The sequence below is a fragment of the Bacillus sp. 16GRE42 genome, assembly GCF_019837435.1.
GTDB lineage: Bacteria > Bacillota > Bacilli > Bacillales > Bacillaceae_G > Bacillus_A > Bacillus_A wiedmannii.
Genome location: NZ_JADAXF010000007.1, coordinates 127,330 through 150,428 on the forward strand (window position 1 = coordinate 127,330; position 23,099 = coordinate 150,428).

Annotated in this window: 22 protein-coding genes and 1 pseudogene; 9 read left to right on the top strand and 14 right to left on the bottom strand. The window is 36.2% G+C overall.

The features are described from left to right. Nucleotides 1-23: 23 nt before the first annotated feature. From ILS93_RS25850 to ILS93_RS25875, 6 genes and pseudogenes are all read right to left on the bottom strand, one after another. Nucleotides 24-462, bottom strand: a pseudogene (locus ILS93_RS25850) (ATP-binding protein); the annotation flags it as partial. A 168-nt stretch (nucleotides 463-630) separates the two neighbouring features. Continuing rightward, a complete protein-coding gene (locus tag ILS93_RS25855; RefSeq protein WP_222661598.1) occupies nucleotides 631-1,896 on the bottom strand; it encodes an S-adenosylmethionine decarboxylase related protein in 1,266 nt (421 codons plus the stop codon). A 237-nt stretch (nucleotides 1,897-2,133) separates the two neighbouring features. Next, nucleotides 2,134-2,802, bottom strand: a complete 669-nt coding sequence (locus tag ILS93_RS25860) for an LSm family protein (protein WP_222661599.1) — start codon at nucleotides 2,800-2,802, stop codon at nucleotides 2,134-2,136. 162 nt (nucleotides 2,803-2,964) lie between these two features. Continuing rightward, nucleotides 2,965-3,414, bottom strand: a complete 450-nt coding sequence (locus tag ILS93_RS25865) for a spore coat protein (RefSeq protein WP_103655493.1) — start codon at nucleotides 3,412-3,414, stop codon at nucleotides 2,965-2,967. A 20-nt stretch (nucleotides 3,415-3,434) separates the two neighbouring features. Then, entirely contained in the window at nucleotides 3,435-3,965 is a 531-nt protein-coding gene (locus ILS93_RS25870; protein ID WP_222661600.1) for a spore coat protein, read from the bottom strand. A 234-nt stretch (nucleotides 3,966-4,199) separates the two neighbouring features. Continuing rightward, entirely contained in the window at nucleotides 4,200-4,439 is a 240-nt protein-coding gene (locus ILS93_RS25875; RefSeq protein WP_002006755.1) for a helix-turn-helix domain-containing protein, read from the bottom strand. A gap of 180 nt (nucleotides 4,440-4,619) precedes the next feature. On the opposite strand from ILS93_RS25875, the gene ILS93_RS25880 reads away from it, so the two are divergent. Beyond that, nucleotides 4,620-4,988, top strand: a complete 369-nt coding sequence (locus ILS93_RS25880) for a hypothetical protein (protein WP_048541984.1) — start codon at nucleotides 4,620-4,622, stop codon at nucleotides 4,986-4,988. Nucleotides 4,989-5,183: 195 nt separating this feature from the next. Here ILS93_RS25880 and ILS93_RS25885 read toward each other — a convergent pair whose 3' ends face one another. Further along, nucleotides 5,184-6,233: an NAD(P)/FAD-dependent oxidoreductase gene (locus ILS93_RS25885; RefSeq protein WP_064477200.1), complete on the bottom strand. Its 1,050-nt coding sequence runs from the start codon at nucleotides 6,231-6,233 to the stop codon at nucleotides 5,184-5,186. Nucleotides 6,234-6,564: 331 nt separating this feature from the next. Here ILS93_RS25885 and ILS93_RS25890 point away from each other — a divergent pair, with 331 nt between their 5' ends. From ILS93_RS25890 to ILS93_RS25900, 3 genes are read left to right on the top strand one after another with little or no spacing between them, the layout of a single operon-like run. Continuing rightward, entirely contained in the window at nucleotides 6,565-7,482 is a 918-nt protein-coding gene (locus tag ILS93_RS25890) for an iron-hydroxamate ABC transporter substrate-binding protein (RefSeq protein WP_000732569.1), read from the top strand. A gap of 48 nt (nucleotides 7,483-7,530) precedes the next feature. Continuing rightward, nucleotides 7,531-8,571 (top strand): FecCD family ABC transporter permease, encoded by a 1,041-nt coding sequence (locus ILS93_RS25895; protein WP_002096896.1) that lies wholly within the window; start codon nucleotides 7,531-7,533, stop codon nucleotides 8,569-8,571. Beyond that, nucleotides 8,568-9,575, top strand: a complete 1,008-nt coding sequence (locus tag ILS93_RS25900) for a FecCD family ABC transporter permease (RefSeq protein ID WP_000983741.1) — start codon at nucleotides 8,568-8,570, stop codon at nucleotides 9,573-9,575. The genes ILS93_RS25895 and ILS93_RS25900 overlap by 4 nt, the downstream gene beginning before the upstream one ends. A 45-nt stretch (nucleotides 9,576-9,620) precedes the next feature. Here the strand turns inward: ILS93_RS25900 and ILS93_RS25905 are convergent, their stop codons facing one another. The 3 genes from ILS93_RS25905 to mtnK are packed head-to-tail and all read right to left on the bottom strand — an operon-like array spanning nucleotide 9,621 to nucleotide 12,602. Next, nucleotides 9,621-10,262, bottom strand: coding sequence for an L-fuculose-phosphate aldolase (locus ILS93_RS25905; protein WP_000926561.1), 642 nt, complete (start codon nucleotides 10,260-10,262; stop codon nucleotides 9,621-9,623). Between the two features lie 54 nt (nucleotides 10,263-10,316). Then, nucleotides 10,317-11,360, bottom strand: a complete 1,044-nt coding sequence (gene mtnA, locus ILS93_RS25910; protein ID WP_098102449.1) for an S-methyl-5-thioribose-1-phosphate isomerase — start codon at nucleotides 11,358-11,360, stop codon at nucleotides 10,317-10,319. 12 nt (nucleotides 11,361-11,372) lie between these two features. Next, nucleotides 11,373-12,602 carry an S-methyl-5-thioribose kinase gene (gene mtnK, locus ILS93_RS25915; protein ID WP_088046912.1) on the bottom strand — a complete coding sequence of 410 codons (1,230 nt, stop codon included), beginning with the start codon at nucleotides 12,600-12,602 and terminating at the stop codon, nucleotides 11,373-11,375. A 590-nt stretch (nucleotides 12,603-13,192) separates the two neighbouring features. Between mtnK and ahpC the strand changes: the two genes are divergently transcribed. Then, nucleotides 13,193-13,756, top strand: a complete 564-nt coding sequence (gene ahpC / locus ILS93_RS25920) for an alkyl hydroperoxide reductase subunit C (protein WP_000924417.1) — start codon at nucleotides 13,193-13,195, stop codon at nucleotides 13,754-13,756. Between the two features lie 14 nt (nucleotides 13,757-13,770). Next, nucleotides 13,771-15,297: an alkyl hydroperoxide reductase subunit F gene (gene ahpF / locus ILS93_RS25925; RefSeq protein ID WP_222661601.1), complete on the top strand. Its 1,527-nt coding sequence runs from the start codon at nucleotides 13,771-13,773 to the stop codon at nucleotides 15,295-15,297. A gap of 48 nt (nucleotides 15,298-15,345) precedes the next feature. Here ahpF and ILS93_RS25930 read toward each other — a convergent pair whose 3' ends face one another. Further along, nucleotides 15,346-15,954 (bottom strand): SAM-dependent methyltransferase, encoded by a 609-nt coding sequence (locus ILS93_RS25930; RefSeq protein WP_064477197.1) that lies wholly within the window; start codon nucleotides 15,952-15,954, stop codon nucleotides 15,346-15,348. Between the two features lie 193 nt (nucleotides 15,955-16,147). After that, on the bottom strand, nucleotides 16,148-17,263 hold the full coding sequence (locus tag ILS93_RS25935) for a M20 peptidase aminoacylase family protein (protein ID WP_098093640.1): 1,116 nt from the start codon (nucleotides 17,261-17,263) through the stop codon (nucleotides 16,148-16,150). A gap of 266 nt (nucleotides 17,264-17,529) precedes the next feature. On the opposite strand from ILS93_RS25935, the gene nhaC reads away from it, so the two are divergent. Further along, nucleotides 17,530-18,951, top strand: coding sequence for a Na+/H+ antiporter NhaC (gene nhaC / locus ILS93_RS25940; protein WP_064477195.1), 1,422 nt, complete (start codon nucleotides 17,530-17,532; stop codon nucleotides 18,949-18,951). Here the strand turns inward: nhaC and ILS93_RS25945 are convergent. Next, nucleotides 18,940-20,211: a hypothetical protein gene (locus ILS93_RS25945; protein WP_064477194.1), complete on the bottom strand. Its 1,272-nt coding sequence runs from the start codon at nucleotides 20,209-20,211 to the stop codon at nucleotides 18,940-18,942. The genes nhaC and ILS93_RS25945 overlap by 12 nt on opposite strands. Nucleotides 20,212-20,303: 92 nt before the next feature. Here ILS93_RS25945 and ILS93_RS25950 point away from each other — a divergent pair, with 92 nt between their 5' ends. Together ILS93_RS25950 and ILS93_RS25955 are read left to right on the top strand one after the other, a co-directional pair. Continuing rightward, entirely contained in the window at nucleotides 20,304-21,413 is a 1,110-nt protein-coding gene (locus ILS93_RS25950) for a mandelate racemase/muconate lactonizing enzyme family protein (protein ID WP_222661602.1), read from the top strand. Nucleotides 21,414-21,427: 14 nt separating this feature from the next. Beyond that, entirely contained in the window at nucleotides 21,428-22,123 is a 696-nt protein-coding gene (locus ILS93_RS25955) for a GNAT family N-acetyltransferase (protein WP_222661603.1), read from the top strand. A gap of 202 nt (nucleotides 22,124-22,325) precedes the next feature. Here the strand turns inward: ILS93_RS25955 and ILS93_RS25960 are convergent, their stop codons facing one another. After that, nucleotides 22,326-23,033 carry a M48 family metallopeptidase gene (locus tag ILS93_RS25960; protein WP_048560153.1) on the bottom strand — a complete coding sequence of 236 codons (708 nt, stop codon included), beginning with the start codon at nucleotides 23,031-23,033 and terminating at the stop codon, nucleotides 22,326-22,328. Nucleotides 23,034-23,099: the final 66 nt, after the last annotated feature.

Here is a 23,099-nt window from a genome sequence, read left to right on the forward strand (position 1 = left end):
TTCGTTCCTATTCCCATGCTACTTTAAATCGCGATACTTCCTTGATGTTCCTAAATAATTTTATATGTAATCATTAACCCAAGTCCCGTACCATTCTCCTTTGTTGTGTAAAAAGCCTTTTCAACCTTCTCTATACCAAAGCCTTGATCTTCAACAGAAATATACAAATGCCTTTCAGTTTTTTGATATGCACGAATATGAATATCTCCACCTTCTGGCATTGATTCTATTCCATTTTTAATAACACTTGTTTTAATTTTTTATCATCACCATTTATAACAGGTAGATTTCCATCTACTTGCATATGAAATTTCACTCTATATCGCGCTGCATAACTTTCCATTAGCTGTACAACATATAAAAGGATTCTCGTATATTACACCATTCATAATTCGTTGATTTCGGTTTTCCTAATAACATCAATTCACTAACAAACCCGTTAATTCTTTCAAATACTTTTAAGGCTTCTTTTTCCTCATAAATAAAGCTTTTAAATTTGTTCATATAAATACTCCTCATGTTCTATACAAACACTCTACATATTATCTCCTTAAATTATCAGTATGAAATTGCTTTCAGGGCAATACGAAAAGGAAGGGGATCCCCATCCCCCTCCCTTTTCACTATAACTTATATCCATCTTACCCGATCATGTAGCAATCCATCCGTAAAATCATTTCCCCCTACTACAAAATCCTTCATATATAAATTTAAATATTCTCCATACTTACTTTCTGTATTTAATAATAATTCCTCTACATAATAGGCACCTTGTTTAAAGTTATCGAAAAGTAAACTACACAAACCAGCATAAATTCCGCATCCTACTTGGAAGTAAGTTGCATTTGTTTTATATTTACGAAAAACTTGACTGCTATTCATCACGTTATACATATATGTCTCGCTATTTTCATAAACGAGTAATACACCAACTAGATCCTCGCCAGCAATCTCTTCTTCCGCTGGATTAAATACTTTACGATTCCAGTTCCATAAATCTTCTACCTTATCTAAATTCTGCCTAATTACATTTGTTGTATACTCGTTAATTCGGTAAAGAAACCCAACTTCCATATTGAAGTTTTTCCCTAAAATTAAAACTTCCTCATGTGGCATTAAACAACCATAAAACTCTTTCTCTCCTAACTTTACTTTATACTCTGAAGCATATACATCTTCATAAAAATAAAGGGGACGATGATGACTCATATACATCGGATAACTCCATATCGCTTCATCTAGAAATCGCTCTACTGCCCATGAAGCATACAGTGTATGTGGCTTTATTAGTGCTGTATCATTCAAAAATGACGTATCATGTTCTACTATATAGCATGCTCTTGGCTTTTCCTGTGGGCGTTCCTTCATAAGTTCAACAACCATCCACTGAACAACACCTGGATTCATACCTGAGCCTATAATTGCTTTTGTATCTGTAAATTTCTCTTTCTCCTTCTCAAACCTCGTATATCTTTCCGTAAGCTGAAAGCCGATTAAACTATCGTCCTGATCTACTGCCTCATTTTCCAAAGCTGAATTAATATAACAAATTCCAAGTTCATTACAACAACTTAATACTCTGATTATATCTGCCCCTGAAACATCAATAACAACACTCGTACTACTTTCTTTTAAATGCTGTTTAAATGTCACTACATCTTGAAGGTCGATTTCATATAAAAACAATTGATCTTTCAAATTTGGAAACAACTCATCATAATAAGTCCTATCTTTTTGTTTTATATCAACCAAATGAAATGTAACATTCTTTATCACTTCATAAATCGGGTCTTTTTCATTTACTATCGCTTGATTTAAAATTGCTAAAACTGCTTTTGCTGCTCCACCAGCACTACCAAGTAATGTAATCGATAACGAATTTGGAAACTGCTCCACAAACAAAACCCCTTTAATAAATTAGTTAAGCAGTTCTCCCTCAAAAAATAAATTGAATACATCAAAAGACAGCTCGTACATATTTTTTATGATTTAGCACAAGATTTCCTCTTCAACGTTCACACTAACACATTTATATTCAATTCATTTTTCCCCCTCATATTCAAATCGAGCTAAACAAATAGGCTCGACCTTTTCTTCTGCATATAAAAGAAAAAGCCAGCCCTTTCAACTAGTCTACGGACAATGGACAGATTTCACGTGTTGAATATTCACATACATTTTTGCATCACGTGCTTTTAATATTTCAATATGCCCTTCACCAATCTTTGCCATCTTTCCGATCTTATTAGATTCCTCACCTAAATCGAACACCATGATTTTGCCGGACATTTTAATAAGCTGTTCTTCAAATGTTCTAGCTAACGTAATATTTAATGGATTCACGGGGAGTTCATTTTTATTGAGGGCGTACGGGACTTGATTTTCTTTATACGGAATTAACCATTTCAAATGCTTTAAAGATATATATACTGTTTTATAAACTGGACTATAAAAAACAATATAATCGTTCATTACACTTGTAACATAACCATGTATTGGAGCATTTCCTGCTACATAAACTTCTGTAAAAATCCCTTTAGAAGTACTTAATACTTTTCTCAAAGAAATGGAAGGTGATTCCCTCTTAATTACAGAATCAACATCTGGTTTTGATATTTCTTCATCATGTGGTCTTAAAAATTTATAATATTGTACATGGTATAAAGATATATATACGTAGTCTTGTCCGTTGTAAAGAACAACAATATCATTTCCTACGTCTATTAATACACCTTTAAATCTTTTTTCACCGATTAATTTAACATATATATTTTCTCCAATACTTTTGTTTAACTCATTCATCTGTATCCTCCTTCCTATGGATTTCTTCTTTCCTGTCTTTCATTTCTAAAAAAATAATCAGGGCAAAGTTCTGTTTTAATAGTAAGTAATTCCTTTTCATACTATCGAAATAAGAAATTGTTCTTCTCTTTCCCTCATAATGCCCCTCTTATTTATTAAACATTATTCATCTTCATTCTTTTTACATTTCACTACTTGACTCACACTCTTAATATGATAATTAATGATATAAATGACTTCATCGCAGTTTACTAGTGTAATACATTCTTCATGCACTTCACTTAATAAACCTTCCACGCACTCTGGGCCACCACGATTAATCTTTACCCACTTATACTTCAAGTCACGTAATACATCGACAAAAGTATCTTCATCAGAGCAGAAATATGAACTATAACAATCGCCACATTTACTTTCTTTCACTTTCTTAACTAGACTCTTCACATGTTTCAACTGATAATATACTAATTCACCATGAGGTAATTGTAGCGTTAGATAATTTTTGCCTAACGATATGAGCTCACCCACTCGACTTTCTGGTCCGCGAAGATTTACTTTTACAGTCTCACCAACTAAACATTTAATTTGCTCACAGCATAATACATTCTCCAATTTCGTATCCCCCTTTCCTCTTATCTTCCTCTACTTGATTGTCTTTGTGCACGAGCGCGACCTGAATTATTGCTACTGCTACTACTTTCCTTACTGCTACTATCGTCGCTCTCATCGCTCTCTCCGCATGCTAATGCGTTATAGTTAACACTTTTAATATGCTTTATTGCAATTAATATAAGTTCCTCTTTTACGATTAATGTTACGAAATCACAAGATACATCTTGCAAAATGCCTTCTACTTTCTCTGGACCACCGCGATTAATTTTTACCCAGCAATATTTGAAAGTTTGAAGTAGTGCCTCAAAGTCTTCTGCACATTCGCAATCTTCCCACTCGGAATCACTTGATCCACAGTCTTTCGCATTTTTTGTAATACTTTTTAGATGACTAAGTTGATAGTAATAAAGCTCACCTTTTTCATTCTGCAATACGAAGTAGTCCGGACATACTGATATTATTGTTCCTTTTTGAGATTCCGGACCACCCCTGTTTACTCTCACATAAGATCCAATTAAGTCTTTCAGAAAATCACAATGAAATAAACTCACGAGAAAACCCCTTCCATTAATTTATAAGCTTTTGCACTGATAGTATATGTATCTGTACAGGTTACGTGCTCTATGTTTGTCCTAGCTGTAAAAAAATATGCTTTTAACATGGTAGACTACTACCTATCAAATTCCAAAAAATCCTGGGGACTCCTTAAAATTTTGATATCTTGAAACTAAAAATCCCGTATGAAGATACATTTCTGCATATCTTCATACGGGATCTCCCATAGTTTAATCTTCGTCTTTAACATCCATATCTTCTGGAATTGGTTCGTTCAATATATCTTCCACTAATTGCTTATATTTCTCCATTTGTTCTAAATGTGTATTGAATTGTTCTTTATTTAATAAATATTGCTCTCCATCAAATAATGCACGAATTTTCTTTTGCTGAATTAGCTCTTCAATATACGACTTTGGTAAATTCAAATACTCCGCAGCTTCTTCTACTGTTATATACAACGCGTTCATTCCTTTATTATTTTTTCATATATACTGTATCTTACTTTATTTTTGTAAACAAATAAAAAAGATTTTGTAAATGCAATTTAAAAAGAAGGTGGATGCATTCCATATATTGTATAATAATATAGTAAGGATTTTTTTAAATATAGAATGGTATTACCCATTTACACAAAGGAGAGTTAACATATGGCTACTCGTCACATCATTACAATGTTAGAAAAAACATTACAGGTTGAAACTGAAAACACAATTTCTCATTTAACTACATCTTTATCTGATCGTATTCTTTCTCAAAGCTCAGTAATACATGAAAACAATTGTTACCATACAATTGGGGAATGGTACAAAAATCATTTTTTATTCCAACAAGATGATTTCCTTTGGGCTAAATACGCTTTCTATGACGCATATTGTGAAGCTATAAAGGGACAAGGACATCTTACAAAACGCGTCCGTCAAATATTAGAATCATTAGCTCGAATGCATGGAAAACAGTATATTGCGTCTATATTAAATATGCCATTTCCTAACGAACGAGCTAAAGGGACAGCATAATGTAATATTGTTCTGCGTCAGCAAAACATAGATTTATTGTTTTCTAGGAAGATTTACAAATAAAACGTTCATATCACATGAACTGATGAAACCGGTGTCATTATAATGATTGAAAATATAGTAAACAGGAAAACCCCCATTTACCTCTCTTATCACTCGAATAGAGAAGTAAATGGGGGTATACTTGTTTTTTTATTATTTCATCATCTGCTTGATCAATTCACGATTTCTCTTCTTAAATACTTCATTATGCGAAGAAACCATTCCGTACTCACTTGCATCTGGTTGAATAAATTGTTTCGCTTTATTTACAGCATTTCCAGCATCTTGGAATGCTCCCGCGATTAAGTGTAATTTCCCTTCGTGCTTTAAAATATCTCCCGCAGCATATAATCCATCTACAGAGGACTCACTATTCGCATTACCTGCAATATAATAATTATCTATAATTGCAACGTCTAACTCACTATTTTCTAATAACGTAATGTCACGTTCATATCCATGGTTAATAATCACTTCATCAATAGGTAAATGTGAAATTTCACTTGTTTCATGATTCGTTAATTCTACATATTCGATCGCTTCATGATTATCACCAGCAATGAGTTTTGTAATCGATGTATTAAAGAAACACTCCGCCGAGCTGTTCAGCAGTTGTTTTACTTGTGCTTCATGACCAGATAATTCTTCTTTTCTATATGTTACATACACTTTTTTCGCAATTGGTTCTAATTCATTTGCCCAATCAACAGCAGAATTTCCTCCGCCGGAAATAATGACCGTCTTACCTTTGAAACGCTTTAAAGATTTCACTGTATAATTTAAATTAGATACTTCAAATCGCTCAGCACCTTCAATTGATAACTTTTGAGGTTTCAATATACCACTTCCAGTTGCGACGATAACTGTTTTTGAAAAATGTTCTTCTCCAGTGATCGCTTTTAACGTAAAAGTGCCATCTTCGTTACGAATAATCGATTCTACTTTTGTATTTAATACCACTTCTGGCTTAAATGTTAGCCCTTGCTGTACAAGTTGTTCAATTAGTTTATCACCTGTAACTGGCAGCAGCCCTCCTACATCCCATATCATCTTCTCTGGATAAACATGTATTTTTCCACCTAACTGTGGTTGAAATTCTATTATTTTCGTTTTCATCTCTCTGAGTCCACTATAAAAAGCTGAATAAAGCCCTGCAGGTCCTCCGCCTATCACAGTTACATCAAACAATTCTTCTTGATTCATTCGTGTCACTCCTCAGCTACTAGTCATTGATTATCATTCTCAATAAAATATAACCTGTTTCCGCAAAATTTACAATCAAAATTACTATTGACAATACACCTATATAAAATTATATTATTTAAAGAATCAATAGTGATAATCATTATCAATTTGTTAATAATTAGCAAATTTGAGATTACATCTTCTTTTATTAATATGGTTAATACTATATTGTAGTATCTCATATTCAAGATTTTTAATAAGCATTTTGCATTACCACTACTCTTTCAAAAAGATTGCAGTTAAACAAATTATTATATACACATATCATCTATGTTAAAGGAGAAAGACAATGAAAAAGTTATTTATTTCACTAACAGTTCTTTTCGTTCTTGTTATGAGCGCTTGTAGTAATGGCTCTACAGACAAAAAGAACGATGCAAAAGGTAGTAAATCAGAAACAATTACATACCAATCTGAAAATGGTAAAGTAGAAGTTCCTGCAAATCCAAAACGCGTTGTTGTTTTATCATCATTCGCTGGTAACGTAATGTCATTAGATGTAAATCTTGTTGGGGTAGATTCATGGTCTAAACAAAACCCACGCTTTGATAGCAAACTTAAAGATGTTGCTGAAGTATCAGATGAAAACGTTGAAAAAATCGCTGAACTAAATCCAGATTTAATCATTGGTTTATCAAATATTAAAAATGTTGATAAGTTAAAGAAGATCGCTCCTACTGTAACGTACACTTACGGAAAAGTTGATTACTTAACACAGCATTTAGAAATCGGTAAGTTATTAAACAAAGAAAAAGAAGCAAAAACTTGGGTTGATGACTTCAAGAAACGTGCACAAGACGCTGGTAAAGAAATTAAAGCAAAAATTGGTGAAGATGCAACAGTTTCTGTTGTAGAAAACTTCAACAAACAGCTTTATGTATACGGCGAAAACTGGGGCCGTGGAACAGAAATTCTGTACCAAGAAATGAAATTAAAAATGCCTGAAAAAGTAAAAGAAAAAGCATTAAAAGAAGGTTACTACGCATTATCTACTGAAGTATTACCTGAATTTGCTGGTGATTACTTAATCGTAAGTAAAAACAAAGATACTGATAACTCATTCCAAGAGACAGAATCATATAAAAACATCCCAGCAGTAAAAAATAATCGCGTATACGAAGCAAACATGATGGAATTCTATTTCAATGATCCACTTACATTAGACTTCCAACTAGACTTCTTCAAGAAGAGCTTTCTTGGTAAATAATACAAACATGAGGAATTCTTAAATTAAGAATTCCTCTTCCTTTATTCTATGAACAGAAAAGATGTGAAACGAATGACAAAAGATCACGACAATCCACGTTCTATAGCTTTTACATACAAACTCATTTTGAGCATAATTGCATTCTTTCTTATTTTTATGGTGGCAATGGTATTAGGTGCTGCAGATACTTCAATAAAAGACGTATGGTTAGCACTCACATCCTCCGCTAAAGGGGACAAAATATCTATTATTCGCGAAATACGTTTGCCACGTGAAGTTGCTGCTATTTTTGTAGGAGCGGGCCTTGCTGTTTCTGGAGCAATTATGCAAGGATTAACACGAAATCCACTTGCAGATCCTGGATTATTAGGGCTATCTGGTGGAGCAAATGCTGCACTTGCGTTAACGCTAGCCTTCAACCCTTCCATAAGCTATCTTTACTTAACATTTGCTTGCTTTATCGGTGCTGCAATTGGCGCGATTATGGTATTTGGAATTGGTATGGTGAAAAAAGGCGGGCTGTCCCCTCTTCGAATTGTATTAGCCGGTGCTGCCGTTTCAGCATTTCTACTCGCAATTTCAGAAGGAGTCGGTATTTACTTCAAAATTTCACAAGATGTATCACTTTGGACTGCCGGGGGCGTAATTGGAACTACTTGGAGCCAATTGAAAATTATTATTCCAGTCATTTCAATTAGTATCTTTATCGCTATCTTACTAGCAAAAAAATTGACAGTTCTTAGTTTCAGTGAAGAAGTGGCTATTGGACTAGGTCAAAAAATTATTGTTATTAAAACCATTCTATTTATCATTATTATCTTACTTGCTGGTGCTTCTGTAGCGCTTGTCGGAAATATGGCATTTATCGGTTTAATGGTACCTCACATGGTACGCCCAATTGTCGGTCCAGATTACCGATTTGTTATACCGATGTCAGCAATTGCTGGAGCTTCCTTTATGCTACTTGCAGATACAATCGGACGTACTATTAACGCTCCATATGAAACACCAGTTGCCGCTATTGTCGCAATTGTAGGGCTGCCATTCTTCCTATTCGTTGTACGTAAAGGAGGAAAAACATTCTCATGATGCAATCTATTCTAAGAAAACAACGTCTTATTATACTCGCTTTACTAATACTGACCATCACCACCATTGTAGTTGGAATGGGACTTGGTTCAGCATCTTTATCTTATGATCGACTACTCCCAACATTAATGGGACAAGGGACTTTTAAAGAGGAGTTTGTTTTATACTCTTTAAGACTACCTAGAATTGTTATTACATTATTAGCTGGTATGGCTCTCGCTTTATCAGGGGCTATCTTCCAAGGAATTACTCGAAATGATTTAGCTGAACCTGGTATTCTCGGAATCAACTCTGGGGCCGGTGTTGCTGTTGCTATTTTCTTTTTATACTTTCCAATAGATGTAGGTTCATTTCTTTACTTACTACCAGTCGTTGGATTTATTGGAGCTTTTCTTACAGCTGTTCTAATCTACGTATTTTCATATAGCAAATCAACTGGGCTTCAGCCAATTCGACTAACATTAACTGGTATTGGTTTTTCATTTGCACTATCTGGAATGATGATTGTCCTTATTTCATCCGCTGATCGTATGAAAGTGGACTTTATCGCCAAGTGGATTGCCGGAAACATTTGGGGAGATGACTGGGTCTTCGTTTTAGCAATGCTCCCATGGTTAATCGTATTAATTCCGTTCGTTTTCTATAAAGCAAATCGATTAAACATTCTAGCATTAAACGAGCCAGTCGCAATCGGTGTTGGAATTGAAATTGAAAAAGAACGCAGATACTTATTAGTTGCAGCCGTTGCGCTTGCTGCTGCAGCTGTTTCCGTAACAGGAGGAATTAGTTTTATCGGACTAATGGCTCCTCATATCGCGAAATCTTTAGTAGGTCCAAGACATCAAATTTTCATGCCTATCGCCCTTTTAATCGGCGGATGGCTATTGCTATTAGCAGATACAATTGGCCGAAACATCGTTGAACCTAATGGCATCCCAGCAGGTATTGTCGTTGCTTTAATTGGTGCTCCTTACTTTATGTATTTGTTGCTTAAGAAGGCGTAAAGAAACCCCCTCAAGATTTTTTCTTGAGGGGGTTTTTATTTCATTCTACTGCTGCCCATACCCTTCAAACTTCTTAGCCAAATTCGCCATCTCATCTTCTGGCAATAGTTTCGGCTCTCCGACGCTTTTTGTTTGATAGTAAATTTGCGCACAAAACTCGATTTCTTCCGCAACAGTAAATGCCATTTTTATGTTATTTGCACCTGCAATTAAACCGTGGTTCTCAAGTAAAACGGCACGGCGATCTATCATTCCTTCAAAAGCAGCATCTGCTAATTGCTTCGTACCAAATGTTTCATACGGTGCACAGCGAACATTCGGGCCTGCAAAAGCAATTAAGTACGATACAGCAGGAAGCTCCCATCCTAATGATGCAATCGTCTTCGCATAAGGTGAATGTGTATGCACAAGCGCATTTATATCTTCACGATTTCTATAATAAATAAGATGCATATCTAACTCGCTTGATGGCTTTCTCTCTCCCTCTACCACTTCACCATCTAAGTTTAATATAACTACATCTTCAGGTTTTGTTTCATAATACTCTAAACCACTTGGGCTAATTGCAACAAGACCTTGCTCGCGATTGAAAATACTAATATTGCCGCCTGTCCCCTTTGTTAAACCGCTAGAAATCATTTTCTTTCCATACGCTACAATTTCTTCTCTTTCTTTTTGTAATAACATATACATCCCCCTAAGTATGAAGCTTATGATGACTGACTTTTTAAATCTATCTACTTATTGAAATAGCTTTTTTAAATTCTCCGTAAACGGTGCTTTTACAATCCCTTTTTCCGTAATAATCGCTGTTACATTTTCATGTGATGTGACATCAAATGCCGGATTATATACTTTACTTTCTTTCGGAGCAGAATATTGTCCGAAGCGATTAATCACTTCAGAAGCATCTCTTTCCTCAATTGGAATTTCTTTTCCTGTCGGTGTTTTTAAGTCGATTGTCGGTGTTGGTGCTGCTACATAAAACGGAATGTTGTAGTATTTCGCTAAAATAGATACGCCTAATGTCCCAATTTTATTTGCTACATCACCGTTTGCTGCCACACGGTCACACCCAACGATTACAGCGTCGATTTTTCCTTGTGACATGACCATAGCTGCCATATTATCCGTAATAACAGTAACATCAATCCCCGCTCGCTGTAGTTCTAGTGCTGTTAACGTTGAACCTTGTAATCTAGGACGTGTTTCATCCGAAAAGATTTTTAAGTCCCATCCTTTTTCTTTCGCTAAGTACATTGGAGCCGTCGCAGTACCATACTTAGTCGTCGCTAACGCACCAGCGTTACAATGTGTTAATACCCCCATTCCATCATGGAATAATGTTAATGCATGTTCTCCAATTTGACGGTTAATTTCTTCATCTTCTCTATGAATCTCTTTTGCCTCTTCTAGTAATCTATCTTTCAACTGGGCGATTGATAAGTGCGCGTTCTCTGTCGCTACCGCCTCCATTCTTTCAAGTGCCCAGAATAAGTTTACTGCTGTCGGCCTTGATGTTGCCAAATATGCACATACTTTTTTGACTTCCTCTATAAATTCTTCCACCGTACTTTGATTAACTTCCTTAGCTCCTAAATACACACCATAAGCTGCTGAAACACCAATCGCTGGTGCTCCTCTTACTTTCATTACTTGAATGGCATCCCACACACTTTCAGCTGTCTTGAAAGATTCATAGACAACTTCATTCGGTAATAATGTTTGATCTAATAAAACTAAAGCATCTTCTTTCCACTGAATTGGTATTAATTGCTCTTCCATCATCTTCTCCCCTTACTTCGCGTAGTGCATTGACTGTTCTTTTAACGTTTCTACAAAGCTTGTGCCTGTTTTATATTGATTCGCTCGTAAAATAAACTTCTTCGCTACTTGAAGACAAATGCGTTCCGCTCTAGCACGTGCTTCCTCATTCTCAATACAAGTAATATCTTTCACTTTCGCTAGCCCAACAATACGACGAATTAACTCAAGGCCCGTCACTGCAGCCGTATCTTCTAATACAGATTGTAAATATACTTCGTTAAAGCCTTCTTCCTTCGCCATAATCTCGGTCACATGGATATTCCAAGCATCTAAAAACTTCTTCTTAAATAAATCAATTACCTCTACCATTGTCGATTGTAGCCAACCCATATACGTATCTTTCTCAGCTCCAAGCGCCATGGTCGCATCTGCATTCACCCAAGCAAACATTAAATTTGCCATTACATTCCCAACGTCATATCCCATCGGTCCATAAAAGGCAAACTCAGGATCAATAATCTTCGTGGAATCATTTTTCACAAAAACAGAACCAGTATGCAGATCACCATGAATAAGCGCCTGTGCATTCGTCATAAAAGAAAACTTAAGTTTTGCTACTTCCATACGAAGCTCTTTATCACTATAAATATGCTCTCTAATCCATCCTTCATTTAACGGAAATAACTCGTTACGCTTATTATGATTTGTAAATGGCTCAGCGTAGACGAGTTCTTCTGTAATTTCACATAACTCAGGATTTATATAATTTTTCACAAGTTCCTTCTTTTCTTTATGATTCATTACAACATCTGATGTTAATAAGAGTGTGTTTACCAAAAAGGTCGTTACATCATCCGCAAGCTTTGGAAACATTTGATGATTTATAAGTGCTGTACGTAATATTGTATGGTCCGATAAATCTTCCATTACGCAACAATTCATAACACTATCAAACAAATACACCGTTGGAACAAGCCCAGGTGCTAACTCCTCCTCTAACTGCAAAACATCCGATTCTATACGAATACGATTCGTCGACAACTTAAACTCATCTGAAATACGCGCTGTATGCCCAGCTTGCTTTACAATGACAGAAATATTCTTCTGTTCACCCCAAACGCGGAACACATAATTTAAATTCCCATCACCAATTTCTTTACACTGTAACCCCTTTGCACTCTCAAACTTACATAATTTCTCTTTCACATATGCAATCACATCGTTAGCTTCCATTAAAAAATACTTCGTGAACTTAGACATGGTTTCCCCTCCACACTAATTGTAAGCGTTTTCTAAAAGCCGTAAAAAATAATAGACTGAAATCTTTTCGATCTATACTATATCTTTATTGTTGCAATACATATCTCGTTTTTATTATATCTTGTTAGAAATGAGCGTCAATATTTCTATTTCTCATTGCAATCTACTTCTTATTATATGCATTTAAGATGACAATAATTGTTCACAAAGATTCCGATACATTTTATTTTATTTATCGCACAATTCTTTGTAAAATAGAAATAAGCAGTTCCTTTTCAAATCTACAACTTCTAAGAAATATCTCCTTCCTAAGAATTTATACTTACACCATATCTCTAACATACACACTACTCTTTCAAACACTCATTGAAAATTTATGACATGAAAATTACCTTTTAATTCCCTAACAACCTTAATTGAGAATAAATATTAATTAAATTGGTATAAAGTTGGTTTATTCTCTTGACAAAATAACCACTTCTATATGATAATTAATATCGAATTAGAATTATTATAGTTAATTAAAAAATATATTTTATGAGCACACTATTTTTTGATGCTCAAAACCAACATTTAGGAGGAATTTTAATATGTTATTAATCGGCACAGAAGTAAAACCGTTTAAAGCTAATGCTTACCATAATGGAGAATTTATCCAAGTTACTGACGAAAGTTTAAAAGGAAAATGGAGTGTAGTTTGTTTCTACCCAGCTGACTTCACATTCGTTTGCCCAACTGAACTTGAAGACTTACAAAACCAATACGCAGCTCTTAAAGACTTAGGCGTTGAAGTATACTCTGTATCTACAGACACTCACTTCACTCACAAAGCATGGCATGATAGCTCAGAAACTATCGGCAAAATCGAATACATTATGATTGGTGACCCAACTCGCACAATCACTACAAACTTCAACGTTTTAATGGAAGAAGAAGGTCTTGCTGCTCGTGGTACATTCATCATCGATCCAGACGGCGTTATCCAATCTATGGAAATCAATGCTGACGGTATCGGCCGTGACGCAAGCATTCTTGTTAACAAAATTAAAGCAGCTCAATACGTACGTAACAACCCAGGTGAAGTTTGCCCAGCTAAATGGCAAGAGGGTTCTGCAACACTTAAACCAAGCCTTGACCTTGTAGGCAAAATCTAAGGAGTTCGATCAAAATGATACTAGATGCAGATATAAAAACACAACTATCCCAATACCTTCAGTTAATGGAGAACGATATTTTACTTAAAGTAAGCGCTGGAGACGACGACGTATCTAAAGATATGTTAGCTCTAGTAGACGAATTAGCTACTATGTCATCTAAGATTACAGTAGAAAAAGTTGAATTAGAGAGAACACCAAGCTTTAGCGTAAATCGCCCTGGTGAAGACACTGGTGTCGTATTCGCTGGTATTCCATTAGGACACGAATTTACTTCATTAGTGTTAGCTTTACTACAAGTAAGTGGACGCGCTCCAAAAGTTGAACAAAAATTAATCGATCAAATCAAAAACATTCAAGGCGAATATCATTTTGAATCTTATATCAGCCTAAGTTGTCATAACTGTCCTGATGTTGTACAAGCTCTTAACGTAATGAGCGTTCTAAACTCTGGTATTACACATACTATGATTGATGGCGCTGCATTCAAAGAGGAAGTAGAAAGCAAAGACATCATGGCAGTACCAACAGTTTTCCTAAACGGCGAATCTTTCGGAAGCGGTCGTATGACACTTGAAGAAATTTTAGCTAAAATGGGTAACGGTCCAGATGCATCAGAGCTTTCTGATAAAGATCCATACGATGTTCTTGTTGTTGGTGGCGGCCCTGCTGGTGCAAGTGCAGCGATTTATGCAGCACGTAAAGGCATCCGTACTGGTATCGTTGCTGAGCGCTTCGGTGGTCAAGTAATGGATACTATGGGTATTGAGAACTTCATCAGCGTAAAACGCACTGAAGGTCCTAAGCTAGTAGCAAGTCTTGAAGAGCACGTAAAAGAATACGACATCGATGTAATGAATCTACAACGTGCAAAACGTTTAGAGAAAAAAGAACTTATTGAAGTGGAACTTGAAAACGGCGCTATTCTGAAAAGTAAGAGCGTAATCGTTTCAACAGGTGCTCGCTGGCGTAACGTTGGCGTACCAGGTGAAGCTGAGTTCAAAAATAAAGGTGTAGCATACTGCCCACACTGTGACGGTCCATTATTCATCGGAAAAGACGTAGCTGTTATCGGCGGAGGTAACTCTGGTATTGAAGCAGCTATCGACTTAGCAGGTATTGTTAAGCACGTTACTGTTCTTGAATTCATGCCAGAATTAAAAGCTGATGCTGTATTACAAGAGCGTCTTGACAGCTTACCAAACGTAACTGTTTTGAAAAACGTTCAAACGAAAGAAATCACTGGTACTGATAAAGTAAACGGTATTTCTTACATCGATCGTGAAACTGAAGAAGTTCATCACGTTGAATTACAAGGTGTATTCGTACAAATCGGTCTTGTGCCAAACACAGACTGGTTAGGCGAAACAGTTGAACGCGCTCGCGGTGAAATCGTAACAGACAAGCACGGCGCTACAAACGTACCAGGAGTGTTTGCAGCAGGTGACTGTACAAATAATCCGTACAAACAAATCATCATCTCTATGGGTTCAGGTGCAAACGCAGCTTTAGGTGCATTTGATTACTTAATCCGTAACTAAGTATATAGACGTGAGTAAAGAAAAGCAGGTGCCAAGGCACCTGCTTTTTTATATTCTTAATGTATAAACTAAAAATCTCTCATTCCCATTCTTCTCATAAGCACCCGGCAACCTTACTTCCCTCTTCAGCTCAAACGCAGTCTGGTTCTCTAAGAAGAAAATATAATCTTCAGAAGGATAGTATAAAATAATATCCACTTCTCTCTCCGCTTCTTCTACCGAAAGTAAAATGTTATTTACTACGTTCATAAATACTTGTACAGAAAATGGATTAAAGAAATAAAACCGGTTATCACGTGAATCAATCTCATATTCTTGCGCTAAACAGCATTCAAACCCAATTTTATCTTTACTGTTTCTTACCTTTCGTGCATAGCGCTCTAGATTATCCATTGCTTCTTTATAAAACTCTTCATTCATTTCAATTCCAACCGCTGAAGCACCACACTTATGGTGCATGTAAAAGTTTAATCGTCCTTTTCCGCACCCAAAATCTACAATTCGGTCGCTACTTCTTATTTCATATTGATTCAATAACTCATCTAATCCGCTATATGGCGTCGGTTCATAACGGTGATAATGCATAGATTTATTAAAGCCCTTTTGCTCACCGACAGTTTTTATATGTAATACAGCATCGTAATATTGTTCGTTCATTCGTCTTCTCCTATTAGAAAATGGTACTTATTATTATACACCATGTACTGGAGACTCATTTTGCATCAAGTTTACTGGTACGTAAAATTATATAAATGATTTTCTGAATATATCTATCGTAACTTAGAATATATCAACGATTTTTTCAATATATCGACTTAACGACAAATTACTACAAAAAAACAGGAGCTCTCTAGCCCCTGTCCTCTAATACTTTCCATACAGTTTGTTTCAATATTTCTACTCCATCCATAATACAACTATGATCGAACTTCATATATGGATGGTGTAATCCAGGTTGTAGGTTGGCCCCTAGCCCAAGCATGACAGCTTTTAAATGTGGTCTCTTCACTGTGTAGTAATGGAAATCATCGCTTCCTGTCGTATACAGTGGTCCAGTGCATCCCTCTTCCCCGTACACTTCAAGAATGCCTTTTCGCATAAAGCGCTCAGCTTCTTCTGACACTTCAGCTCCTGGTGCGAGATCAATCCACTCATAAGATACTTTAGATCCCATTGATTCCGCTGATAGAATTACTCGTTCTATTTTTTGCTTCAATTCATTTAATAATATGTTATTTTCTGCTCTAACATCTAAGCTAAAATGCCCGTTACCCGGAATAATATTCAAATTATCCCCGCCAGCCTGGCACCTTGTCATCTTCACTGAATATGAACTTTGCGGTGGTAGCCATATATTTTTCAAACCGATATTGATCATAGAAATGACATCAATTGCATTTATCCCTTGATGTGGGCGTGCCCCATGTGCATCATCTCCATGAATCGTTCCTTCTAAAAATCCTGCTGCTCCGTGACGAATAGATGGGGCAGCTTGTTTCAAAGGTAGTTCTTCAATCGGTCTTAGATGAACACCAAATAAGAAATCAGCATCATCCACAGCACCCTTATCTACCATCTTTAAAGAACCATTTCCTTTTTCCTCTGCCGGCTGAAAAATAAATCTAACAGTACCGCTATCCCATCTCGTATTCTTCAATTGTAAAATAAGCCCCATCACAATTGTCATATGAGCATCGTGACCACATGAATGATTCGCTTTAAACTCTCCGTCCACTTCTTGCCAAAGTGCATCCATATCGGCACGAATTGCAATAACTGGATTTCCGCTTCCAATTTCAGCAATCACGCCTGGGCAATCATCAAATATTTTATATGAAATTCCTTCTTCTTTTAAAAAGTTAGTAATATACGCTGTCGTTTCATACTCTTTCCAACTCACTTCAGGGTTTTCATGTAAATGCTGAAAAATTTCAGTTAACCGCTCTTGTAGTTCTAATGTTTTCAAAGCTACATTCTCCTTCCCAAATTCCAAAACCATTCAGGTTAATTATACTTATGAAAAACAGATATTTTTATGAACATATTGAATTTTAAGAAAAAAGTCAATTGTTTATTTTTAAATACGATCGACAACTCACTTCATAACGATAGAACATTCCTTATTTTCTGTTTTTTATTGACGCTCATATCAATTTTTAGTTATTATAATTTAATAACGTCTATTTTGCGACAATTCTAAAAATACAAACATACATAATGAGGAGGCAGTTTATGAAAAAAGAAATACCTTTTGGCGTAGCAATAATCCCTATTATCATTACAGTTGCAGTTATGATGGTTACAATTGTTGTATTAAAACAAAGCCCTCACGTCCCACTTATTATCGGTACAACCGTTGCTTCTATTGTCGCTTGGCGTTACGGTTACAAATGGCACGATATCGAAGAAGCAATGTATAAAGGAATTCGCCTCGCATTACCCGCTATCGTTATCATTATTCTAGTAGGTTTAACGATCGGTGCTTGGATTGGCGGCGGAATCGTCGCAACAATGATCTATTACGGTTTAAATCTTTTAACTCCATCACTATTTTTAGTTTCAATTACAATTATTTGTTCTATTGTTGCATTAGCTATCGGTAGCTCTTGGTCTACAATGGGAACAATTGGTGTTGCAGGAATGGGGATTGGCCTAAGTATGGGAATCCCAGCTCCAATGGTTGCCGGTGCTATCATTTCCGGTTCTTATTTCGGCGATAAAATGTCACCGCTTTCAGACACAACAAACTTAGCCGCGGGATTAACAAATACAGATCTATTCACACATATTCGTCATATGTTATTTACTACAATTCCAGGTTTAATTATTACTCTTATCGTTTATGCTTTCTTAGGAAGAAGCTTCGGCGATAACAATATTGATGCAAAAGGTATCGATCAAACGTTACAAGTATTGCAACAAAACTTTGTTATCTCACCTTTCCTACTAATCATACCTGTAGTCGTTATGGTATTGGTCGCTAAAAAGGTTCCTGCTATACCAGCTATTCTCGTAGGTATTATTTTAGGATTTTTATCACAAGTCTTTATTCAAGGTGGTTCTGTCTCCGCATCTGTCGGTGCACTCCAAAATGGATTTGTCATAGACACTGGCAACAAGCTAGTAGACGAACTCTTTAACCGCGGTGGCTTAGATTCGATGATGAATACAGTTTCTATGACAATTGTCGCTATGACTTTTGGAGGAGTATTAGAACATACTGGCATTCTTCGCTCAATTGTAAATCAAATTTTAAAATTAGCGACATCAGCAAAAGGACTTATCGCTTCTACTATCGCGTCTTGCTTTGCAACCAACCTTACTTGCTCTGAACAATATATTTCAATTGTTGTTCCTTCAAGAATGTACGCAAATGCATACACAGAAAAAGGACTACATTCTAAAAATTTATCCAGAGCATTAGAAGATGGCGGAACATTAACTTCTGTTTTCGTACCTTGGAATACATGTGGTGTATTTATACTCGCAACACTTGGAGTTGGCGCATTCGAATATGCTCCTTATGCTATATTGAATTTCATCGTACCTATTATTTCAATCATTTACGGCATAACTGGTCTCACAATTACGAAACTATCAGACATTGAAAAAGCGGAACTACTAAAAAAACAAAAGGCACAACTAGAAGCTTAAAGATACCGGTAAATTCATTTCATATATTGCGCGAGGGCGCCCTTGTTGATAGGGCATTTCCTCGCCGCAAATATGAGCATACCCATAATCAACTAGTTTCTTTAATAACCTTTCTGTTGATCGCCGAGTCACTTGTAAGTATTCAGAAAGATCCGCTGCTGTAAACTTCAATGACGGATGTGATTGACTAAATTGAATAATTTTTGATAAGTTTGCTGGACTCAGTTTCGTTTCCTTCGCTATTTTCATGAGTTCCGGGTTTTCATTCTTCAAACTTTGTACTCTCTGTTCTTTCGGGAACGGACCAAATAGTTCTTTATCACTTGTTAGTATATAAAAACAGTGGTCTATTGGATTATTCTTCGCGAAACTTTGAGCGATTTTAGCATTTTGCTCTGCTTCCTTCACAGTTTTTCCGTAACCAAACCCAATAGCTATCGTTCCTTTTATACTCGCAAATAAATTATTTATCATATTTGTTTTTATAATCGATTCAATATCACCACGAGTCGTATACAAAATGAACGTCATTTCATCAACTTTTTTAAATGAACCACGCAGTTCTTTTGAAATGACATCTAATTGTTCAAGCAAACCTTCTCGTAATTCTAAAGAAGAAATCATACAAGCACCAACAGTAGCTGAATGGCTTTTCGCTAGCTCAGCTTTTATTTTCGCATCTTTTAACCCATTTATAATCGATTGCTTCAGATCTATCATACGCTCTGAAGGAATACCTATTTTTTGAAGTTCATCATAGACAGCATGAATACTAGTTAAAGCTAAATGAGCTTCCCCAGATCGATGTTTAGTTACATGAAAATCAATAACTCTCTTTATTTCATCTTTACTCCACAGCATATTTTCATAATCAAACACTTGCGGACTTTCTTTTATACCGATATCATGGAACACATTTGTAATGAATGAGCGGTCTACTAAATCAATTGAAATGTTATGTGGTTGAATACCTTGGTGATACATGACAGAAAGAATGGAAGATACGACCGTTGTCTCGTCTTGCTGTAAGTACGTACTTGGAATTCGTAATTGTTCTCTTATTTCTTTTGCCATATAATAAGGTAAAGCACCTGAGAAAAAGATGAAGTCACAAGGCTTTAAACGCTTTAAAAGTTCAGAAGATTCCGCCGGATGAAGGTAAATATATGGATCAATCTCTATTTCTTCTAGTTTATGAGCGACAGGTAAAAGTGTCTCCATAAACTCTTTTGAACCGACAACTGCAATTTTTATCATCATTTCTCTAACTCCTTATCATTAATTAACGACTATTTAACGTCAACTATATCAAATGTACAAAACTATTGTAAACAGAAAGGGGTCTCTACCTAATGAAAATTACAGCTATTCATCTTTACGCAATTCGTTTACCACTTCGCGATCCGTTTGTTATTAGTTATGGTTCTTATTCTGATATGCCTTCTATTATCGTCAAAATGGAAACAGATGAAGGCATTATCGGATACGGTGAGGGCGTCGCTGATGATCACGTTACAGGCGAATCATGGGAAAGTACTTTCCATACTTTAAAACATACACTTGCTCCTGCGCTCATTGGGCAAAATCCAATGAATATCGAGAAAATACACGATATAATGGACAATACAATTTACGGTGTTCCTACTGCAAAAGCCGCAATAGATATTGCTTGTTTTGATATAATGGGCAAAAAACTAAATCAACCTGTATATCAATTAATTGGCGGACGCTACCATGAAGACTTCCCTGTCACTCACGTCTTAAGTATCGCCGAACCTGAAGACATGGCTGAAGAGGCTGCCTCTATGATTCAAAAAGGTTACCAATCTTTCAAAATGAAAGTCGGTACAAATGTAATAGAAGATGTAAAAAGAATTGAAGCGGTACGTGAACGTGTAGGAAATGATATCGCGATTCGTGTTGATGTAAACCAAGGATGGAAAAATAGCGCCAACACATTAACGGCACTTCGTTCATTAGGTCATTTAAACATCGACTGGATTGAACAGCCTGTTGTCGCAGAAGATATTGACGCAATGGCTCACATTCGTTCTAAAACAGACCTTCCGCTTATGATTGATGAAGGATTAAAAGGTTCTCGTGAAATGCGCCAAATCATTAAATTAGATGCGGCTGATAAAGTAAATATAAAACTAATGAAATGCGGCGGCATATATCCCGCTGTAAAACTCGCTCATCAAGCAGAAATGGTCGGCATTGAATGCCAAGTTGGATCCATGGTCGAATCATCCGTTGCCTCTTCCGCAGGATTCCATGTCGCTTTCTCGAAAAAAATCATTACGAGCGTTGAACTTACAGGTCCATTAAAGTTCACGAAAGACATCGGAAACTTACATTACGACGTACCATTTATTCGCTTAAACGAAAAGCCAGGACTCGGCATTGAAATAAATGAAGATATATTACAAGAACTAACCGTCTTTCAAGACGTTGTACGCTAAAGGAGGACTAACGCATGACAGTTCTATACAAAGGAGCATTAAAACAAAATAACGAGTCATTTCACGTTACATTACTATCACTTGAGCATATCGAACACATCTTATCACTACAAAACGTTGTAGTTAAGGCGCTAGAAGATAAAAGTCGCTTACAACCACTCTCGCTAGAAGAGTTTCAATACATTCTAGAAGGAAACGGTATGATGATCGGTGCTTTTATCGAGAACAAACTCATCGCATTTCGTGCCCTACTCGTCCCTCCTATCGACGACGAACATTTAGGACTTGATATTGGCATAGCAGAAAGCGAACTACATCGCGTCATCTATCAAGAAATTTCAAATGTTCACCCGAACAGCCGAGGAAATGGGATGCAAAAAATATTAGCGACAGTCATCATGGACGAATTACAAAACAAAGATAGCAAATACGATTACGTTTGCTGCACCGTTGCTCCTTTTAACATTCCAAGTTTAAAAGATAAGTTTGCGCAAGGAATGGAGATGGCTGCATTGAAGGCGAAATATGGCGGGAGTATGCGGTATGTTTTTGTGAAGGAATTGCGTGGAGGCAAGGAAAGAAATTGGACGGATGTTAAGAGTGTTCCGATGAGTGACGCTGTTGGACAGCAGGCTTTACTTTCGAACGGTTATCGTGGGTATGGAATGGAGAAAGTAGACGGAGATTTTGTTGTGAAGTTTGGACGATGATTTATATACCTGAAAAAAAGGAGATGTCTGCTGTGACATCTCCTTTTACTTTCTCTTCATTGAAAAATGCATTGGTAAATGAAATTATATAAGCGTTTTTTTGAACATATCGATTGTAACTCCAAATATATCAGCGATTTTTGAAATATATCGACTTACCGACAAGTATTGATAATAATCGCAACCTATATAAAGTTCACCATTAAACCGTCATCTTCCAACTAGATAACGCTAACCAATTCTCCATTTCCTTATAATCGGGCATTATTTTCCCGACAAGACGCCAAAAAGATCGATCATGATTTAAATGAACCATATGGCACATTTCATGAACAACTACGTAATCAATTACTTGCTGTGGTGCCATCGCTAGCTTCCAATTGAATGTTAGTTGTAGATTTGAATCACAAGTTCCCCACGTACGACTACTATCTGTAATACGAATAGAACGCGGTTTTGTTTTGAAGTTACTTTGATGCACTTTAATACTCTTCTCTACTAATGACTTACACTGCTTATAGTAAAATCGTTTTAACGCTTGTTGTATTTTCTCATCCTTAAGCTCTTTCACATAAATATGTAGCTTATTCCCTTCAAATACTGCATTGTCTTGCGTAATACTTGCATCTTGAGAAATCTGTATCGGATACGTACTTCCTAAATACAGAAATCCCTCTCCTTGATCATAATCCTTTTCCTGTGGTCCAAGCGCTCGCTCTTGCATTTCCTTACGTGTTTTCTGAATCCAATCCCATTTCTCCTCTAGCAACTGGACTAAGTATTCAACAGGTGTTCCCTTTGGAGCCTGCACTTCCACATTTCCGTACGAATCTACAAAAAGACGCACCGACTTTTTCTTTTTATAAGTTATATGAAAATTAATTGTCTCACCTAAATATGTATGTACCATTTCATCACCTAGTGTATTATTTTACAAATAAAAAAGAATAGGACACAAAAGCCCTACTCTACCTAT

Excerpts from the sequence above, each read along its gene's own strand:
- ILS93_RS25930 (WP_064477197.1), bottom strand. The coding sequence starts at position 15,954 with ATGAACGAACAATATTACGATGCTGTATTACATATAAAAACTGTCGGT.
- ILS93_RS25880 (WP_048541984.1), top strand. The coding sequence starts at position 4,620 with ATGGCTACTCGTCACATCATTACAATGTTAGAAAAAACATTACAGGTT.
- mtnK (WP_088046912.1), bottom strand. The coding sequence starts at position 12,602 with ATGTCTAAGTTCACGAAGTATTTTTTAATGGAAGCTAACGATGTGATT.
- mtnA (WP_098102449.1), bottom strand. The coding sequence starts at position 11,360 with ATGGAAGAGCAATTAATACCAATTCAGTGGAAAGAAGATGCTTTAGTT.
- ILS93_RS25885 (WP_064477200.1), bottom strand. The coding sequence starts at position 6,233 with ATGAATCAAGAAGAATTGTTTGATGTAACTGTGATAGGCGGAGGACCT.
- ILS93_RS25875 (WP_002006755.1), bottom strand. The coding sequence starts at position 4,439 with ATGAACGCGTTGTATATAACAGTAGAAGAAGCTGCGGAGTATTTGAAT.
- nhaC (WP_064477195.1), top strand. The coding sequence starts at position 17,530 with ATGAAAAAAGAAATACCTTTTGGCGTAGCAATAATCCCTATTATCATT.
- ILS93_RS25890 (WP_000732569.1), top strand. The coding sequence starts at position 6,565 with ATGAAAAAGTTATTTATTTCACTAACAGTTCTTTTCGTTCTTGTTATG.
- ILS93_RS25960 (WP_048560153.1), bottom strand. The coding sequence starts at position 23,033 with ATGGTACATACATATTTAGGTGAGACAATTAATTTTCATATAACTTAT.
- ahpC (WP_000924417.1), top strand. The coding sequence starts at position 13,193 with ATGTTATTAATCGGCACAGAAGTAAAACCGTTTAAAGCTAATGCTTAC.
- ILS93_RS25905 (WP_000926561.1), bottom strand. The coding sequence starts at position 10,262 with ATGTTATTACAAAAAGAAAGAGAAGAAATTGTAGCGTATGGAAAGAAA.
- ILS93_RS25900 (WP_000983741.1), top strand. The coding sequence starts at position 8,568 with ATGATGCAATCTATTCTAAGAAAACAACGTCTTATTATACTCGCTTTA.
- ILS93_RS25955 (WP_222661603.1), top strand. The coding sequence starts at position 21,428 with ATGACAGTTCTATACAAAGGAGCATTAAAACAAAATAACGAGTCATTT.
- ILS93_RS25950 (WP_222661602.1), top strand. The coding sequence starts at position 20,304 with ATGAAAATTACAGCTATTCATCTTTACGCAATTCGTTTACCACTTCGC.
- ILS93_RS25860 (WP_222661599.1), bottom strand. The coding sequence starts at position 2,802 with ATGAATGAGTTAAACAAAAGTATTGGAGAAAATATATATGTTAAATTA.
- ILS93_RS25895 (WP_002096896.1), top strand. The coding sequence starts at position 7,531 with ATGAACAGAAAAGATGTGAAACGAATGACAAAAGATCACGACAATCCA.
- ILS93_RS25945 (WP_064477194.1), bottom strand. The coding sequence starts at position 20,211 with ATGATGATAAAAATTGCAGTTGTCGGTTCAAAAGAGTTTATGGAGACA.
- ahpF (WP_222661601.1), top strand. The coding sequence starts at position 13,771 with ATGATACTAGATGCAGATATAAAAACACAACTATCCCAATACCTTCAG.